Source organism: Geodermatophilus poikilotrophus, assembly GCF_900111455.1.
Classification (GTDB): domain Bacteria; phylum Actinomycetota; class Actinomycetes; order Mycobacteriales; family Geodermatophilaceae; genus Geodermatophilus; species Geodermatophilus poikilotrophus.
Genome location: NZ_FOIE01000004.1, coordinates 112,714 through 128,597, shown reverse-complemented (window position 1 = coordinate 128,597; position 15,884 = coordinate 112,714). Strand labels below are relative to the sequence as shown.

The window sequence follows — 15,884 nt, the reverse complement described above, 5'->3', positions numbered from 1 at the left end:
CAGGCTAGCCGGGGCAGGTCGGGAGACCGTCGTCACGCCTGGAGCAGGACCCGGCTCAGGCCCACAGCTGGCCCTCCAGCGCGGACGTCGCCTCCTCCAGCGTGCCCGCGTAGGCACCGGTGGACAGGTACTTCCAGCCGCCGTCGCAGACGATGAAGACGATGTCGGCCTTGCGGCCGGCGGCGACCTCCTTGTCGGCGATGCCCAGCGCCGCGTGCAGGATCGCGCCGGTCGAGATGCCGGCGAAGATGCCCTCCTGCTCGACCAGCTGTCGGGTGCGGCGGACGGCGTCCTGCGGCCCGACGCTGAACCGGGAGTCCAGCAGCTCCGGGTCGTAGAGCTCGGGGACGAACCCCTCGTCGATGTTGCGCAGCCCGTAGACCAGCTCGCCGTAGCGCGGCTCGGCCGCGATGACCCGCACCTCGGGCTTCTTCTCGCGCAGGTAGCGGGAGACGCCCATGAGCGTGCCGGTCGTGCCCAGCCCCGCGACGAAGTGGGTGATCGAGGGGAGGTCGGCGAGGATCTCCGGGCCGGTGCCGGTGTAGTGCGCCTCGGCGTTGGCCGGGTTGCCGTACTGGTAGAGCATCACCCAGTCGTCGTGCTCGGCGGCCAGTCCCTTGGCGACGGCCACGGCCTGGTTGGAGCCGCCGGCCGCCGGCGAGCTGATGATCTGCGCGCCGTACATCTCCAGCAGCTGGCGGCGCTCGATCGAGGTGTTCTCCGGCATCACGCAGATCAGCCGGTAGCCCCGCTGCCGGGCCACCATCGCCAGCGAGATCCCGGTGTTCCCGCTGGTCGGCTCGAGGATGGTGTCGCCCGGCTTGAGCTTCCCCTCCTTCTCCGCCGCCTCGATCATCGAGATGGCGGCCCGGTCCTTGATCGACCCGGTGGGGTTGTGGTCCTCGAGCTTCGCCCACAGCCGGACGTCGGGGGACGGCGACAGGCTCGGCAACCCCACCAGCGGGGTGTTGCCGAGCGAGTCGACCAGGGAGGCGAAACGGGCCATGGGGAGGGCTCTTCCGGGGAGGCGGACGGGTGCTGCAGGAGCGGCGGGCGCTCAGCAGCCGCCGGCGACCGCCGGGAGGATCGTGACGGAGTCGCCGTCCTTGACCTGGGTGTCCAGCGCACCGGTGAAGCGCACGTCCTCGTCGTTGACGTAGACGTTGACGAAGCGGTGCAGCTTGCCCTCCTCGGTGACGAGGCGGTTCTTCAGGCCCGGGTGCTTGGCGTCGAGGTCGTCGACGAGCGCGGCCAGGGTGTCCCCGCTGCCCTCGACGGTCTTGCTGCCGCCGGTGTGGGTGCGCAGGATGGTCGGGATCCGGACCTCGATGGCCATGGCGTGCTGTTCTCCTCAGGGCTGGGGCTGCTGTGCGAGCGCGCAGCGGACGTTCGTCTGGACGGGGAACGCCCGCTCGACGTGGGGCATTCCTGGGGGCGGCCGCCGACGGCCCTCCTGCAGGGTCCCGCCGCGAGCTCGCGAGCGGCGGGGAGCAGGAGGGTCCTCGTTCAGTCGTAGACGACGGTGGTCGGCGAGTGACCGAACAGGTAGGACTCGACGACCTCGACGTCCTCCTCGGTGACCGTGCCGTCGACGATCCGGAAGCTGCGGAACTCGACCTCGTCGCCGGCCAGGCCGGTCTGCCTCCCGTGGGAGCGGGTGGAGACCAGGACGTAGTGGGCGTTCGGCTCCGAGGCGTAGCTGATGTCGGTGCGCGAGGGGTACGCCTCGGTGGCGGTGTGCGAGTGGTAGACGACCACCGGCTCCTCGTCCCGGTCGTCCATGTCCCGGTACAGCCGCAGTAGGTCGCCGGAGTCGAACTCGTAGAACGTGGGCGACCGCGCGGCGTTCAGCATCGGGATGAAGCGCTCGGGGCGGTCGCTGCCCTCGGGGCCGGCGACGACGCCACAGGCCTCGTCCGGGTGGTCCTCCCGGGCGTGGGCCACGATGGCGTCGTAGGTCGCGCGGTCGATGCGCAGCACGGGAGCCAGTCTAGGCGGCCCCCGACGGCCCCCTGCAGGGTCCTGCCCCGAGCTGTCCTGGGGTGAGGCCAGGGGTCCTCGCTCGGATACGGTGCCCGTTCGTGGTCCTCGAGCTGCTCATGGTCGCCGGTGTGCTGCTGCTCGCGATGCCCGCACTGGTGCGCGGCGCCCGGGGTCTGCGTCGCCGCAGCAGGTACTACGGCCGTGCCGTCGGCGCCGACCGGGTGGCGCTCGTGCTGGTCGTCGGCATCCAGCTGCTCACCCTGCTGCTGGTCGCGGTGCTCTCGCTCGTCGTCCTGGTGTGCGCGGTCGGCGCGATCGTGCGCGACCTGGAGATGCCCGGTCTGGTCTCGGTGTTCTTCCTGCTCGACCTGCTGCTCGCGGCGCTGGTCGTGCTCACCTTCGGCCGGCCCGCCCGGCGGCGAGTGCGTCGACGAGCGACCCCTGCAGCCCGGTGAGCCAGTAGTAGACGGCCAGCTGCTGGCCCTCCTCGCTGGCGAGGTCCTCCGGCGGCTCGGTGTCCTCCCGGATGTCCAGCCGGGTGCCCAACGCCAGCCGCAGGTCGTTGCTGGTGCGCAGCCAGGCGCTCGCCTCCTCGGCGTCGAGGCGGACGCTCCCGCCGTCCAGGGGCAGGCCGGCGCGGACGGTGGCCAGGTCATCGGCCTTGCCCGCCCGCAGCGAGGACTCGGTCAGCTCGCGGTAGTCGGCGGCCACCTCCGGATCGCTGCGGTGACCGGCGGGCAGCAGCCGGTCGAGCACCGGGTCGCCGGCGACGTCCTCGGCGTCGGCGGTGAGCAGCTGCTCGAGCTGGTCGAGCAGCAGCGCGAGGATGCGGGCCTCGGCCGGCTCGAGCCGGGCCAGCAGCTCGTGCCCCCTGCGGCGGAACGGCCTCATGCGTCGCGCTGGTAGCTGGCCCACAGCCCGTAGGCGTGCAGCCGGCTGGTGTCGTGCTCCATGCGCTCCCGCGGCCCGGAGCTCACGATGGCCTTCCCCTCCTCGTGCACCTGCAGCATCAGCGTGGTCGCCGTCGGCTCGTCGTAGCCGAACAGCTCCTGCAACACGTAGGTCACGTAGGTCATGAGGTTGACCGGGTCGTTCCAGACGATGGTGACCCAGGGCCGGTCGAGGTCACCGTGCTCCTCGACGGTCTCCTCCGGCGTCCGTGTCGGCGCGAGTGGTCCGGCCACGGCTCCACTGTAGGAGACCGTCCCGGGCGGTGGCCCCCGGCGGCCCCGCCTAGGCTCCGGGACCATGCCGACGGGTCCCGCCCTGCTCACCGACCGGTACGAGCTGACCATGGTCGCCGCGGCCCTGGCCGACGGCACCGCCGACCGCGACTGCGTGTTCGAGGTCTTCGCCCGGCGGCTCCCGCACGGCCGCCGCTACGGCGTGCTCGCCGGCACCGGCCGGCTGCTGGAGGCGCTCCCCGACTTCCGGTTCACCGACGAGGACCTCGCCGCGCTGCGCGAGCAGGGGCTCACCGACTCCCGGTTGCTGGACTGGCTGGCCTCGTTCCGCTTCAGCGGGGACGTCGACGGCTACGCCGAGGGCGAGCTGTTCTTCCCCGGCTCCCCCGTCCTCACCGTCCGCGCGCCCTTCGCCGAGGGGGTGCTGCTGGAGACGCTGGTGCTCTCGGTGCTCAACCACGACAGCGCGATCGCCTCGGCCGCCGCCCGCATGGTGGCCGCGGCCTGCGAGCGCCCCTGCATCGAGATGGGCTCCCGCCGCACGCACGAGGACGCCGCGGTCGCCGCCGCCCGGGCCGCCCACCTGGTGGGCTTCGCCGCCACCTCCAACCTCGAGGCCGGCCACCGCTACGGGGTGCCGACGACCGGCACCAGCGCGCACGCCTTCACGCTGCTGCACGACGACGAGGCCGCCGCCTTCCGCGCCCAGGTCGCCGCCCTCGGGGTCGGCACCACGCTGCTGGTCGACACCTACGACGTCGACCAGGGCATCCGGACGGCGGTCGAGGTCGCCGGCCCGGAGCTCGGCGCCATCCGGCTGGACTCCGGCGACCTGCCCACGCTGGCCGCCCACGCCCGCGAGCTGCTCGACTCCCTCGGTGCGACGGGCACGCGCATCATCGTCACCAGCGACCTCGACGAGTTCGCCATCGCCGGGCTGATGGCCGCCCCGGTCGACGGCTACGGCGTCGGCACCTCGCTGGTCACCGGCTCCGGGGCGCCGACCGCGGGGATGGTCTACAAGCTCGTCGAGCGCGACGGCGTCCCGGTGGCCAAGCGCTCCGAGGGCAAGAACTCGGTGGGTGGGCGCAAGTCCGCCGTCCGCCGGCACGACGCCTCCGGGACGGCGACCGCCGAGGTGGTCACCAGCGAGCCGGTCCTGCCGCGGGACGGCGACCGGTCGCTGCTCGTCGAGCTGGTCCGGGGCGGCGAGCTGTGCGCGCCGGCCACTCCACGGGAGGCGCTGGCCGCCGCCCGCGCCCACCACGAACGGGCGCGGGGGGCGATGCCGGCCGAGGCGTTCGCGCTGTCCCGCGGGGACTGCGCCATCGAGACACTGACGGCCTGAGGAGGACGAGATGACCCGCGCCCTGGTGGTCGTGGACGTGCAGAACGACTTCTGCGAGGGCGGCAGTCTCGCCGTCGCCGGTGGCGCGGACGTCGCCGCCGCGATCAGCGGGCACGTCCGCGCGCACGCCGCCGAGTACGCGCACGTGGTGGCCACCCGCGACCACCACGTCGACCCCGGTGGCCACTTCGCCGAGCAACCGGACTTCGTCGAGACGTGGCCGGCGCACTGCGTCGTCGGCACGGACGGCGTCGAGCTGCACCCTCGACTGGAACGGGAGCCCATCGAGGCGGTGTTCGACAAGGGCGAGCACGCCGCCGCCTACTCCGGCTTCGAGGGGGTGTCGGACGGCGTGCCCCTCGCCGACTGGCTGCGCGCGCACGGGGTCGACGCCGTCGACGTCGTCGGCATCGCCACCGACCACTGCGTGCGAGCGACCGCGCTGGACGCCGTCGCCGAGGGGTTCGCGACGCGGGTGCTGCTGCCGCTCACCGCCGGCGTCAGCGAGGCCACCACCGACGCCGCGCTGGAGCAGCTGCGCACGGCTGGCGTGCGCCTGGAGGAGCAAATCCCCGAGGGCTGACCGTTCCGGGCGATGCGCAGGCGGACGCTGGAAGGTTCTGCGCGCCCTGCCAGCCGCCTATCCTCCCGCCGTCGGGGAGAGGGACGGTGGGGGCGGTTCCGCGACCACTGACAACCCCCGCGCGGTGGGGTCTGCACGCCTGGGGGAAGCGATGAGCCGGCTCGGGTTCCTGGTGGGGACGATCACGCAGGCCCTGAGCGGCTTCAACGGGGAGTCCACCGCCCGGCGGGCGTTGGAGCTGGCAGCGAGCCACGCTGCTCTGAACGACGCCGCGCTCCGCGAGGCCTGTCACCGGCTGGTCCACGCGCCGAAGGCCGCGGTGCCCACCGAGGAGGACGCCGGTCGCTACCGGCTGATCGGTCAGCGGCTGGACGAGCGCGACGCCGAGGCCCTGGCGTTGGCCTGCGCTGCCTTCCGCCGTTTTCCTCCGCAGGGGACCCCACGCGGCACGTCGCTTTACGAAGAGCAGGTCCAGTGCGCGGCCCACCTCATGCGCGGCTCGCTCGTGCAGATGGACACCGGAGAAGGGAAGACGTTTGCGCTGATGGTGGCGGCACTAGCCCTGCTTCGCCGGCACGACCGGGTCTACGTGGTGACGGCCAACCCGTACCTGGCCATCCGGGACGCCGCCAAGACGGCCCCGTACTGGACCGCGCTCGGCATCTCCGTCGGCGCCGCCCTGCCGAAGGGGTATGAGGCCCGCGGTTGGCGGACCTGGGATGCGCGCGTCGTCTACACCACGGCGAACTCCCTCGTCTTCCGAAAGCTCGATGACGACCTGGTGCCGGGAACCGACCAGCGCTCGCTGCGGGCCGCCGCCGTACTGGTGGACGAGGTCGACGCCATCCTCCTCGACGCCGAGTCGGACACGTACCGGATCACTCGGGCCGTGTCCGCGCGGACCAAGAACTGGCGTCTGGCCGCCTCCCTGGCACGAGAACTGGGCGACCGGCACGTCGAGCGTGCAAGAGATCCCAACATCAAGCGCGTGTACCTGACCGCCGCTGGTCAGCAGCACGTGCGCGACGTGTCCGGGACCCTTCTCGACGAAGCCCAGCACCTGGGGCTCTACCGCGACATCGAACTCGCCTACGCCGGCCTGTTCGAGGCTGTCGAGGGCAGGGACTACGAGATCATCAACCACCGGGTCGTCCCCTTGGACCCGCAGAGCGGCTGGCGCCGCCCGGAGGTGACCCCGGACTGGGTGGCGCCTCTCGCGAGCGCCCGCGGCCTGATGGTTCCGCCACACTTGCAGGCGATCCACGTCACCTCAGGCCTGGACACGCTCCTGGGATTCGACCACTTCGCCGGGACGTCCGGCACGGTCGTCGACGAGGCCGTCGAGTACCTGCTACTAGCCCAGTTGCCGCTGGCGATCATCCGCCCGCGGCACAAGCGACGTCACGGTCGCCGTCCGGATCTCTACTTCCCGTCACTGGCTGACGCGGAGGAGCACATCGAGCAGGTGGCCGCCCGCGAGGCCCCCCTCCGGCCGCTGCTCGTGGTCGCCTCGGCCAAACCCACGGTGTACCAGCTCTGCAGCCGGTTGCGGGAGACCCTGCCCGAAGACGTGGACGTCCGACTGGCGCTGGGCGAGTCGGCCGCGCAGGAGAGGCAGTTCGAGGATGCCGGACGGCCCGCCGTAGTGCTGGTCTCCACCCGACAGGCCGGCCGGGGCGTGGACATCCCGCTCGACGAACGAGCCCGGGAGAACGGTGGCAGCCTGCTCATCCTGCTCGGTCACAGCAGCGAGCCCCGCCACGACCGGCAACTGCTCGGCCGAGTCGGTCGGCGGGGCAACCCTTACACCGCATACTTCTGCAATCACCCCGACGACGACCTGGTCAGCCTGATCCCCCTCGGGGCCAGAGTCGGCCGGGCCTGGCCTCGCCGCGGCGTCGAGTCCCGGACCATGGACCGTGGCCTGCACTCCCTCCAGCGGTCACTCCGCCAGCTCAAACTGCAACGCTTCGCCGGCAACGTCACGGCGAAGCGGGCCGACGGTGACGTCTACCGCATGCTGGAGGGCTGGCGACGAGCCGCGCAGGAGCACACCGACGGTTCCCTGTTCGGCAGGCCCTTCCTGGAGCACATCGCGACCACCTTCATCGCCTATCACCTACCCAGCCTCGGCACCGAGACGGTCACCCAGCCGGAGGCCGCGCGCATCGCGGCCCAGGTGGGCGGCGCCCTCGGCCTCGATGGTCCGGCCGACGAACTGCACGTGCGCGTGCTCGGCCAGGCGGGGGAGGCCGCGAAGCAGATCATCACGACCCACCTCGTCGATCGGCTGGATGAGGCGATGCGCGAGAACGTGCGGCGCACCGAAGAGCTCACGGCACAGCACCACGCCGCAGCGGCGGCTGCGTGGGGGCTGCAGGTCCTAGCCGTACTCCGCGCGCGGGTCGACCGGCTGTCCGGTGCCGCGCCGGCACCGGCCCACGTGTGCCTCCCTCCGGGATGGGCCCGAGCCGGCACCCCCGGTCCGCGGTTCTCCTGGGCGGATGCGCGGGAATGGGTACGGGAAGGGCTAGCGCAGCGACTGGGCGCCCCGGTGCGAGTTCCGGACACCGCCCAGGTCGCCCCGTCCGCCGAGAACCCGGACGAGACGACGCAGATACTCCAGGAACTGCGGGGCCTAGTCGTCCGCACCGTCCGGCTGCCCGTCACGCCCGGCGCCCCGGCCGCGGCGGACCTGGAGGCGCTGTCGGAGGGGCTGAGCCGGGCCGTGGGACGCTTCCAGGAGCGGGTTGCCGCTGTGCCGCTGGCGGATGCCGCCGCGCGGAAGACGCGTGGCCGCGACCCGGTGTCCATCGTCTCAGAGACGCTCACCGAGACCTCGGACGCGGTGAACGACGGACTCCAACGGCTCCGCTTTCAGGTCACCCAGCGCCAGCTCAGCGCATTGCGTCATCAGAGCGCCTACTGCGCCGGGACCGAAGACCTCCTGAAGGTCCACGAGTCGAATCTCGTGAAGCAGCTCGTCGTGAACTTGCGGAAGGGGGCTGATCCGGCGGTGCTCGACGCGCTCTTCACCGCCCGGGATGCCAGCGTGTACGTACCGCCCTCCATTGGAGAGGTCACCGACTTCGCTCGCCGCTTCACCCCGCCGGCGACGGCGGATGACGATCTGGACCACCGACCGTCCGGCGAACGGGACACCCTGGTCCGGTATTTCCTCGACTCCCTGGCCAACACGGGGGACGCGCGCCGCGGGCCGCGGCCTGAGGAGGTCGCTCCCGCGCTCAACGCGCTGCTCGACGCCACGCCGCTCGCCGCCATGTCCACCCCCGAGGGAGTGGCTGAAGCCATGGACCGGTGGCGGAAGGACCCCGTCCGTCTCCGTCCGATGCCCTGGCGCCGGCGCAAGGTGGACCGGACGGTTCGGGACTTTCTGGACTTTCTCAACGCGCAAGGGGTGGTCGCCCGACGCCCGAAGGGAGTCCGCACCCGGTCGCAGGTCATGTGGCGGCGGGCGACGGCCCGGCTGGGTGCGCCCCGGCTAGCCGCCGGGGTCCTCACCGTCACCGCCGCTGTCGCCGTCGGGCTCTTCCTCGCCATGGCCCACGTCGGCGGGCCGGTGTCGTCGACCGGCTGGGGACGCTTGCTCGACCTGTCACTGTCCGGCGGCATGCTGGGGGCCGCTTCCGTCCTCGGCCCCGCCCTCGTCGCCACTCTCGGTGCCACCTTCGTCGGATGGCTGCCGCGCGGCTACGGGGATGTGGTGGGCAACTCGCCGGCCGAGCGAATACTGGCTCTGCTCGCGGCGATCACCGTCTCGATCTGGCTTGCGAACGCGGCCGAACCCACGCGCGGCTGGGCGCGGGACGCGGTCGTGGTTGCCGTCCTCCTGGCCGCTGCCGTTGTCGTCCGGAACTTGGTGTGGACGGCTCAGAACGTCGGTCGCGTCCACGTCCCGGCCGCCCTCATCGGCGTCTTCGTCCTCGGCGTGGCCCTGCCCGCGCTTGGCCGCCAGCACGGGACCGCGGTCATCGTCCCGGCGCTCCTCGGCGTCGCCGTCATCCTCTCCCGGGGCCTGTTCCGGCTGCGGCTGCCGGTCAGTTCCATGCAGTGGACCGAGGACGGAGGGGACGCCGGCCACGCCGTCCCCTCGATGGTCCCGTTACCCGTACCCGAAAGGTGGCCGGCCCACTGTTACGCACTCCTCGCCGCTCTGGCGACGGGGGCGGTCCTGCGCGGGCGGCTGGATGCCCTCGGGGAGAGCCTGGTGACAGGGGCCGTGTACCTCGTCGTGTACTCGCTGTGGGCCCGACGCCTGGCGGTGACGGCCACCGCACCGGGGCGGTGGACCTCGCGGCTGCGCGGCGCCAATCAGGCCTACCGGCCCACCGCAGGACGGCCGACGTTAGAGAGCGGCCTGGCGTCACTGCGCCGATTGCTCGTGGCGCGGGAGGTTGCCACGGCCTCACTGATCGTCGTCTGCGCGGTTCTGGTCGGCTCGGTCGGCAGCCTGTTCGGCGGGCCGGACGTGAACCTCGGCCTATTGGCGGCGGGCCTAGGAATCATCGGCGCCGAGCTGATAAGCGCGGCCGTGTTGAGCCTGTCGCAGGTTGTGGGTTCCGAGCGTCCGGCCGGCGGCGGCGACACGGAGACGCTCTCGGGGAGCATGGTCGGCGACGTCCAGGAGGTGCTGACGCGCTTCGGCAAGCGGGTCAGTCTGCTGGTCGTGGCCTTCCTCGTACTCCGCGGTATCGCCGACCTCATCGACGTGTGGGAGGTGGCGGCCGGGTTGTGGCGATGGGTGGAGGACGTGCTCGCGCAGCCCTGAGCCGAACGGGCGGGGACCGGCTCAGGGGACCGCGTCGAGGACCTCGTCACGGGTGAAGCCGAGCACCTGCAGCACCGCGTCGAGGTAGGGCTGGTTGAGCGCCGTGTCCGCCTGCTCCCGCACGTAGGGCTTGGCGTTGAAGGCGATGCCCAGCCCGGCGGCGTTGAGCATGTCCAGGTCGTTGGCGCCGTCGCCGACGGCCACGGTCTGGTCCAGCGGGATGCCGTACCGGTCGGCGAAGCGGGCGAGGGCGCGGGCCTTGCCGGCGCGGTCGACGATCTCCCCCACCAGGCCCCCGGTGAGCCGCCCGTCGGCGACCTCGAGGGTGTTGGCAGCGGCGAAGTCCAGGCCGAGCTCCTCGGCCAGCGGATCGGTGATCTGGGTGAAGCCGCCGCTGACGATGCCGCAGCGGAACCCGAGCCGCTTGAGGGTGCGGATGAGCGTGCGCGCGCCGGGTGTGAGCACGAGTGCCCCGCGGACCTCGTCGAGCACCTCGACCGGCAGCCCCTCCAGCGCGGCGACGCGGGCCCGCAGCGACTGGGCGAAGTCCAGCTCCCCGTTCATCGCGGCGGCGGTGATCCGGGCGACCTCGGCGGCCCGCCCGGCGCGGGCGGCGAGCTCGTCGATGACCTCGCCGCGGACGAGGGTGGAGTCGACGTCGAGCACGATGAGCCGCTTGCTGCGGCGGGCCAGGCCGACCTGCTCGACGGCGATGTCGGCGTTGCTGGTCGAGGCGACCGAGGCCAGCGCGGTGCGCAGCTCGGTGGCCTCGGCGCCGGAGACGGTCAGCTCGAAGCTGGTCACCGGGTAGTCCGAGAGACGGCGGATGGCCTCGATGTTGCCGCCGATGCCGGCGATGGCCGAGGCGGCCCCGGCGACGGCTTCGGGTGACACCGGGCGGCCGAGCAGGATGACGTGGTGCGGACGGCCGTCGGGGGCGGCGTCCAGCCCGGCGTCGGCGGCCGACTCCACCTGCACCTGCACCCCGGTCGCCTCCGCGACGTCGGCGGCCAGTCGTTCGAGCGCGGCGAGGAAGTGCTCCTCCGCCACCGGCCCACCCTCGGCCGGCAGTGCCCCGACGACCACGCCGAGCACCAGCTGACCGTGGACGACGACCTGCTCGACGTCGACCACCTCGACCGGCGGGAGCCCTCCGCCGGGCCCGGCCAGGGCGGCGAACAGCCGCGCGGTGACCCCCGGCCGGTCGCCTCCGGAGACGGTGAGCAGCGCCCGCGGGGCGGACGCAGTGTTCGGCGACGTGCGGAGAGCGGGGTCGAGCGGCACGGCGGTCATCCTCCCGCACCGGCGGCCGCTGCCCTGTCACCGGTCCGGGGCGAGGCTGGCCCCTCGGACGCGGCGACGCCCCGCCGGCCGGAGCCGACGGGGCGTCGCAGGTGAGGTACGGGAACGGCCACCCTCCAGGGTCCCGCTGGCCCCCTGCAGGGTCCCGCCGCGAGCGTGCGAGTGGCGGGGAGCAGGGGGTCCTCTCTCGAGGGGTGGGGAGGACGGGGTCCTCTCTCAGGTGGGGTCGGGGTCGTTCGGCCCCTGCCGGCGACCGCCAGTACCACCGAGCTCGCTGACGCCGGCGTAGGGCTCGTGTCGCTTGCCGGCGTGCGCCTCGCGCTGCAGGCGCTCGATCAGGTGCGGGTAGTGCGCCTCGAAGGCCGGCCGCTCGGAGCGGATCTTCGGGATCTCGGTGAAGTTGTGCCGCGGCGGCGGGGACGACGTCGCCCACTCCAGCGAGTTCCCGTGACCCCAGGGGTCGTCCCGCAGCGCCAGCCGACCGTGGTTCCACGACTTGTACACGTTGTAGAAGAACGGGATCGTCGAGGCGCCGAGGATGAACGAGAAGACCGTCGAGACGGTGTTCAGCGTGGTGAAGCCATCGCTGGCCAGGTAGTTGGCGTAGCGACGCGGCATGCCCTCACCGCCGAGCCAGTGCTGCACCAGGAACGTGCCGTGGAAGCCGATGAAGGTCAGCCAGAAGTGCAGCTTGCCGAGGCGCTCGTCCATCATCCGGCCGCACATCTTGGGGAACCAGAAGTAGACGCCGGCGTAGGCGGCGAACACCACGGTCCCGAAGACCACGTAGTGGAAGTGCGCGACGACGAAGTAGCTGTCGTTGACGTGCCAGTCCAGCGGCGGCGAGGCCAGCAGCACGCCGGTCAGACCACCGAGCAGGAAGGTGACCAGGAAGCCGATCGACCACAGCATCGGCGTCTCGAAGGTCAGCTGACCCCGCCACATGGTGCCGATCCAGTTGAAGAACTTGATCCCGGTCGGCACGGCGATCAGGTAGGTCAGGAACGCGAAGAACGGCAGCAGCACCGCGCCGGTGGCGTACATGTGGTGCGCCCACACCGTCAGCGACAGGGCGCCGATGGCGATGGTCGCGAAGACCATGCCCTTGTAGCCGAACAGCGGCTTGCGGCTGAACACCGGGATGACCTCGGTGATGATGCCGAAGAACGGCAGCGCGATGATGTAGACCTCGGGGTGCCCGAAGAACCAGAACAGGTGCTGCCACAGCATCGGCCCCCCGTTCTCCTCCGAGTAGATCAGGGAACCCAGCTGCCGGTCGGCCAGGAGGCCGAACAGGGCCGCGGTGAGGATCGGGAACGCGAAGAGCACCAGCAGGCTGGTGACCAGGGTGTTCCAGGTGAAGATCGGCATCCGGAACAGCGTCATGCCCGGCGCCCGCAGGCAGGCGATGGTGGTGATGAAGTTGACCGCACCGAGGATCGTGCCCAGACCGGACACCGCCAGACCGGCGATCCACAGGTCGGCGCCGGCCCCCGGGCTGTGAGTCCCCAGGGACAGCGGCGTGTAGGCGTACCAGCCGAAGTCGGCCGCGCCGCCCGGGGTGAGGAAGCCCGACACCGCGATCGTGCTGCCGAAGAGGAACAGCCAGTAGGAGAACGAGTTCAGCCGCGGGAACGCCACGTCGGGCGCGCCGATCTGCAGCGGCATGATCAGGTTCGAGAAGGCGAAGAACAGCGGCGTCGCGAAGAACAGCAGCATCACCGTGCCGTGCATGGTGACCAGCTGGTTGTACTGCTCCGGCGACAGGAACTGCAGCCCGGGCCGGGCCAGCTCCCCACGCATGAGCATCGCCATCAGGCCGCCGATGACGAACCAGGCGAAGGAGGTGGCCAGGTACATCAGGCCGATGGTCTTGTGGTCGGTGGTCCGCAGCAGGTTCGAGAGCCGCGAGCCCTTCTCCGCCTGGTGAACCGGGCTCGGCCGGCTCACGATCGGCGCCGGTGCGATCGTCACGGCCGCAGCTTAGACGGTTGCTGCGACGGGCTTCCTGCCGACGCCGGGGGCGCGCCGGTCCCCGCGGCGCCGGCGCCTGGAGACCGTTGCCGAATCGTGACCTGCCGGGCCCCCGGTCAGCCGGCCCGGGTCCAGGTCGTGACGTCGACCGACACGGTGACCGGCGTCCGCTCGGGCAGCCCGGCGGCTGCCGCGGCCAGGCCCGCCGCGCTCAGGTGGCGGGCGTGCGGGCCCATGCCGACCAGGGTCGCGACCGCCGCCCGGTCCAGCTCCAGCCGCTCGCGGTACCCGGTCGCGGCTCCCGGGCGCAGGTGCGGCTCGAGGGTCGCCGACAGCCGACGGGCCTTGTCGGGGTCGACCCGCAGCAACCCGAGCGGGCCGACGAGCTCGGTGAGGTGGTCGGCGGCCGGGGTGACGACCACCAGCCGCCCCTCCGGACGCAGCACGCGCGCGATCTCCGGCCCGTTGCGGGGGGCGAAGACGACCACCACGCGGTCGACGGCGGCATCGCGCACCGGCAACCGGGCCCAGGCGTCGCCGACCACGGCCAGGGCCCGCGGGTGCGCGCCGGCGGCGCGGCGGGCGGCGTACCGGGAGGAGTCGAGGACCACCCCGACCGCACCGGGCAGCCGGTCGAGGACACCGGCCAGGTGCTGCCCGGTGCCCCCGCCGAGGTCGAGCAGCGCGCCGGGCGGACCGTCGTCCCCGGCGGTGACGGCGTCCGCCAGCGCACGGGTCACGCCGGCGTAGTGGCCGGCGGCGAGGAAGGCGACCCGGTCGGCGACCATCGCCGCGGAGTCCCCGGACGGCGGCACGTGCCCGGGCGGCAGCAGCGTGACGTGCCCCTGCCGCGCCCGGTCGAAGGAGTGCCCGGCCGGGCAGACCAGCCCGGCGTCGTCGGCCCGCACGGCCAGGGGCGCGTCGCAGACCGGGCAGGCGAGCAGCTCGACCGCCCCGGCGGGCCAGGGACGGCGCCTCACCGGCTCGGCGCGGGGTCGGCCGCCCGCGCGGCCCCGCGGGACGACGCCTCGACCGCCCGCCCGGGGACGACGCCGACGGCCAGGGCCGCCGCCACGGCGCCGGCTGCGAACGCCGCCGGGTAGCCGGGACCGCCCTCCACGAGGAGCGCGGCCAGCGGCACCGTCACGGCGGCCGAGAGGTTCTGCACGGTGTTGTGGGCACCCAGCGCCCGACCGGCCCAGGCGCTGCCGGCCTGCTCGGCGACCGAGGTGAACGCGATGCCGTTCGGGCTCACCGTGACGACCGCCGCGAGGACGACGGCCGCGGCGACGGCCGCCGGCTCGAGGACGTCCGGGGTCAGGACCGCCGCGACGGCCAGGACGCCGACGACCACGGCCACTGCGACGGCGACCAGCCGCATCGGCCCCACCCGGCTGCCCGCCCGGTCCGACCACGCGCCCGCCCCGAGCCGCGCAGCCGCTCCGCCGAGCTGGGCGACGGCCAGCAGCGTGCCGGCCCCGCCCGCGGACCAGCCGGCCTCACGCACCAGGAAGTCGAAGCTGAAGGCCGCGACCACGAACTGCGGGACGACGAGCAGCGTGCTGGCCGCGTGCACGCGCCACAGCACCGGCGAGCGGTAGGGCGAGGACGGCCGCGGCACGCCCGGGGTCCTCGCCGGCCGCGGCGGGTCGCGCACCAGCACCCCGATGAGGACGGCGGCGACCGCGCAGCCGGCGGCGAGCGCCGCGAACGCCGTCGCGGGTCCGTCCGCGGCCAGCCGCGGCAGGGTGAGGGCCGCGACCCCGACGCCGATCGGCTGACCCGCCTGGCGGATCCCCATGGCCAGCCCCCGCTGCGAGGCGGGGAACCAGCCCAGCACCAGCCGCCCACTGGCCGCGTGCACCGACGCGCTGCCGGCCCCGGCCAGCAGCAGCCACAGCCCCGTGGCCACCGGGGTGCCGGCCAGCGCGGCGCCGGTCATGGCAGTCGCGGCGGTGCCGAGCCCGGCGCTGAGCACCAGACGCTCGCCGTAGCGGTCGGCCGCGGCGCCCCAGGCCAGCAGGCTGAGCACCAGGCCGGCCGTCGGTGCGCTCACCAGCAGGCCGATCGCCGCCAGCGAGAGCCCCTCGGCACGCAGGGCGACGGTGAGAAACGGCAGCCCGTTCTGGATCGCGCACGCGGCGACCAGTCCGACCAGGCTGACCCCGAGGTGGCGCCAGCGGGCGTCGGCCTGCGCTCCGGAGGGCGCCGCCGTCACCTCTGGACCGGGTGGAAGGTCAGGTCGCGCAGCACGCCGTCGTCGGCCACCGCGGTGACGAAGGTGCCGTGCGGCTGCCGGCGCCGGTCGGTGGGCGAGCCGGGGTTGACCAGCCGCAGGCCGGTGTCGGCGGTGGTGTCCCAGGGGATGTGGCTGTGGCCGAACACCAGCAGGTCGGTGTCGGGGAAGCGGGCGGCACAGCGGGCCTCGCGGCCCTTCTTGTCCCCCGTCTCGTGGACGACGGCCAGCCGGATGCCCTCGATCTCGGCGCGGGCGACCTCCGGCAACCGCTGGCGCAGCGGCCCGTGGTCGTTGTTGCCGTGGACGGCGACCAGCCGGCGGGCGCGCTCCTCGAAGCGGTCGAGCAGCGCGACGTCCACCCAGTCGCCGGCGTGCACGACGACGTCCGCGGCGTCGATCGCGGCCCACAGCGCACGAGGCAGGTCACGTGCACGCCTGGGGACGTGCGTGTCCGCGGTGAACACGAGGGTGACCGGCACGTG

At 73.1% G+C, this 15,884-nt stretch carries 14 protein-coding genes; 4 read left to right on the top strand and 10 right to left on the bottom strand.

Annotation, left to right across the window (positions count from 1 at the left end; genetic code table 11):
* Window positions 1-55: 55 nt before the first annotated feature.
* The 3 genes from BMW27_RS10515 to BMW27_RS10505 all read right to left on the bottom strand — a co-directional run bounded on the left by BMW27_RS10515 (window position 56) and on the right by BMW27_RS10505 (window position 1,980).
* Window positions 56-1,006 carry a PLP-dependent cysteine synthase family protein gene (locus BMW27_RS10515; protein ID WP_091443511.1) on the bottom strand — a complete coding sequence of 317 codons (951 nt, stop codon included), beginning with the start codon at window positions 1,004-1,006 and terminating at the stop codon, window positions 56-58.
* 51 nt (window positions 1,007-1,057) lie between these two features.
* The gene (locus tag BMW27_RS10510) at window positions 1,058-1,336 is read right to left on the bottom strand and encodes a ubiquitin-like small modifier protein 1 (protein ID WP_091443508.1); all 279 of its coding nucleotides are present in this window, start codon (window positions 1,334-1,336) and stop codon (window positions 1,058-1,060) included.
* A gap of 170 nt (window positions 1,337-1,506) precedes the next feature.
* Window positions 1,507-1,980, bottom strand: a complete 474-nt coding sequence (locus BMW27_RS10505) for a M67 family metallopeptidase (protein ID WP_091443505.1) — start codon at window positions 1,978-1,980, stop codon at window positions 1,507-1,509.
* Window positions 1,981-2,081: 101 nt separating this feature from the next.
* Between BMW27_RS10505 and BMW27_RS10500 the strand changes: the two genes are divergently transcribed.
* Window positions 2,082-2,438: a hypothetical protein gene (locus BMW27_RS10500; RefSeq protein ID WP_091443503.1), complete on the top strand. Its 357-nt coding sequence runs from the start codon at window positions 2,082-2,084 to the stop codon at window positions 2,436-2,438.
* On the opposite strand, the gene BMW27_RS10495 is transcribed toward BMW27_RS10500, so the two are convergent.
* Together BMW27_RS10495 and clpS are read right to left on the bottom strand one after the other, a co-directional pair.
* Window positions 2,377-2,874 carry a DUF2017 family protein gene (locus tag BMW27_RS10495; protein WP_091443502.1) on the bottom strand — a complete coding sequence of 166 codons (498 nt, stop codon included), beginning with the start codon at window positions 2,872-2,874 and terminating at the stop codon, window positions 2,377-2,379. The genes BMW27_RS10500 and BMW27_RS10495 overlap by 62 nt on opposite strands.
* The gene (gene clpS / locus BMW27_RS10490; protein WP_012947530.1) at window positions 2,871-3,167 is read right to left on the bottom strand and encodes an ATP-dependent Clp protease adapter ClpS; all 297 of its coding nucleotides are present in this window, start codon (window positions 3,165-3,167) and stop codon (window positions 2,871-2,873) included. The genes BMW27_RS10495 and clpS overlap by 4 nt, the downstream gene beginning before the upstream one ends.
* Window positions 3,168-3,231: 64 nt before the next feature.
* Here clpS and BMW27_RS10485 point away from each other — a divergent pair, with 64 nt between their 5' ends.
* The 3 genes from BMW27_RS10485 (at window position 3,232) to BMW27_RS23365 (ending at window position 9,887) form a co-directional block, all read left to right on the top strand.
* Window positions 3,232-4,515 carry a nicotinate phosphoribosyltransferase gene (locus BMW27_RS10485; RefSeq protein ID WP_091443499.1) on the top strand — a complete coding sequence of 428 codons (1,284 nt, stop codon included), beginning with the start codon at window positions 3,232-3,234 and terminating at the stop codon, window positions 4,513-4,515.
* A 10-nt stretch (window positions 4,516-4,525) separates the two neighbouring features.
* The gene (locus BMW27_RS10480) at window positions 4,526-5,098 is read left to right on the top strand and encodes an isochorismatase family protein (protein WP_091443497.1); all 573 of its coding nucleotides are present in this window, start codon (window positions 4,526-4,528) and stop codon (window positions 5,096-5,098) included.
* A 151-nt stretch (window positions 5,099-5,249) separates the two neighbouring features.
* Window positions 5,250-9,887: a hypothetical protein gene (locus BMW27_RS23365; protein WP_091443496.1), complete on the top strand. Its 4,638-nt coding sequence runs from the start codon at window positions 5,250-5,252 to the stop codon at window positions 9,885-9,887.
* A 21-nt stretch (window positions 9,888-9,908) separates the two neighbouring features.
* Here the strand turns inward: BMW27_RS23365 and serB are convergent, their stop codons facing one another.
* The 5 genes from serB to BMW27_RS10450 form a co-directional block, all read right to left on the bottom strand.
* Complete coding sequence (serB, locus tag BMW27_RS10470) at window positions 9,909-11,171, bottom strand: phosphoserine phosphatase SerB (RefSeq protein ID WP_217638114.1); 1,263 nt, start codon at window positions 11,169-11,171, stop codon at window positions 9,909-9,911.
* A 234-nt stretch (window positions 11,172-11,405) separates the two neighbouring features.
* Window positions 11,406-13,163 (bottom strand): aa3-type cytochrome oxidase subunit I, encoded by a 1,758-nt coding sequence (gene ctaD / locus BMW27_RS10465; protein ID WP_091443491.1) that lies wholly within the window; start codon window positions 13,161-13,163, stop codon window positions 11,406-11,408.
* Window positions 13,164-13,279: 116 nt separating this feature from the next.
* Window positions 13,280-14,143 (bottom strand): putative RNA methyltransferase, encoded by an 864-nt coding sequence (locus BMW27_RS10460; RefSeq protein ID WP_091443489.1) that lies wholly within the window; start codon window positions 14,141-14,143, stop codon window positions 13,280-13,282.
* Window positions 14,140-15,381 (bottom strand): MFS transporter, encoded by a 1,242-nt coding sequence (locus tag BMW27_RS10455; protein WP_091443486.1) that lies wholly within the window; start codon window positions 15,379-15,381, stop codon window positions 14,140-14,142. Before BMW27_RS10455 ends, BMW27_RS10460 begins: the two co-directional genes overlap by 4 nt.
* The gene (locus BMW27_RS10450; protein WP_091443483.1) at window positions 15,378-15,881 is read right to left on the bottom strand and encodes a metallophosphoesterase family protein; all 504 of its coding nucleotides are present in this window, start codon (window positions 15,879-15,881) and stop codon (window positions 15,378-15,380) included. Before BMW27_RS10450 ends, BMW27_RS10455 begins: the two co-directional genes overlap by 4 nt.
* Between the last annotated feature and the right edge of the window lie 3 nt (window positions 15,882-15,884).

What these genes read in the sequence shown, in the direction of transcription:
- BMW27_RS23365 (WP_091443496.1), top strand. Translation starts at nt 5,250, where the DNA reads ATGAGCCGGCTCGGGTTCCTGGTGGGGACGATCACGCAGGCCCTGAGC.
- BMW27_RS10515 (WP_091443511.1), bottom strand. Translation starts at nt 1,006, where the DNA reads ATGGCCCGTTTCGCCTCCCTGGTCGACTCGCTCGGCAACACCCCGCTG.
- BMW27_RS10495 (WP_091443502.1), bottom strand. Translation starts at nt 2,874, where the DNA reads ATGAGGCCGTTCCGCCGCAGGGGGCACGAGCTGCTGGCCCGGCTCGAG.
- BMW27_RS10480 (WP_091443497.1), top strand. Translation starts at nt 4,526, where the DNA reads ATGACCCGCGCCCTGGTGGTCGTGGACGTGCAGAACGACTTCTGCGAG.
- BMW27_RS10485 (WP_091443499.1), top strand. Translation starts at nt 3,232, where the DNA reads ATGCCGACGGGTCCCGCCCTGCTCACCGACCGGTACGAGCTGACCATG.
- BMW27_RS10510 (WP_091443508.1), bottom strand. Translation starts at nt 1,336, where the DNA reads ATGGCCATCGAGGTCCGGATCCCGACCATCCTGCGCACCCACACCGGC.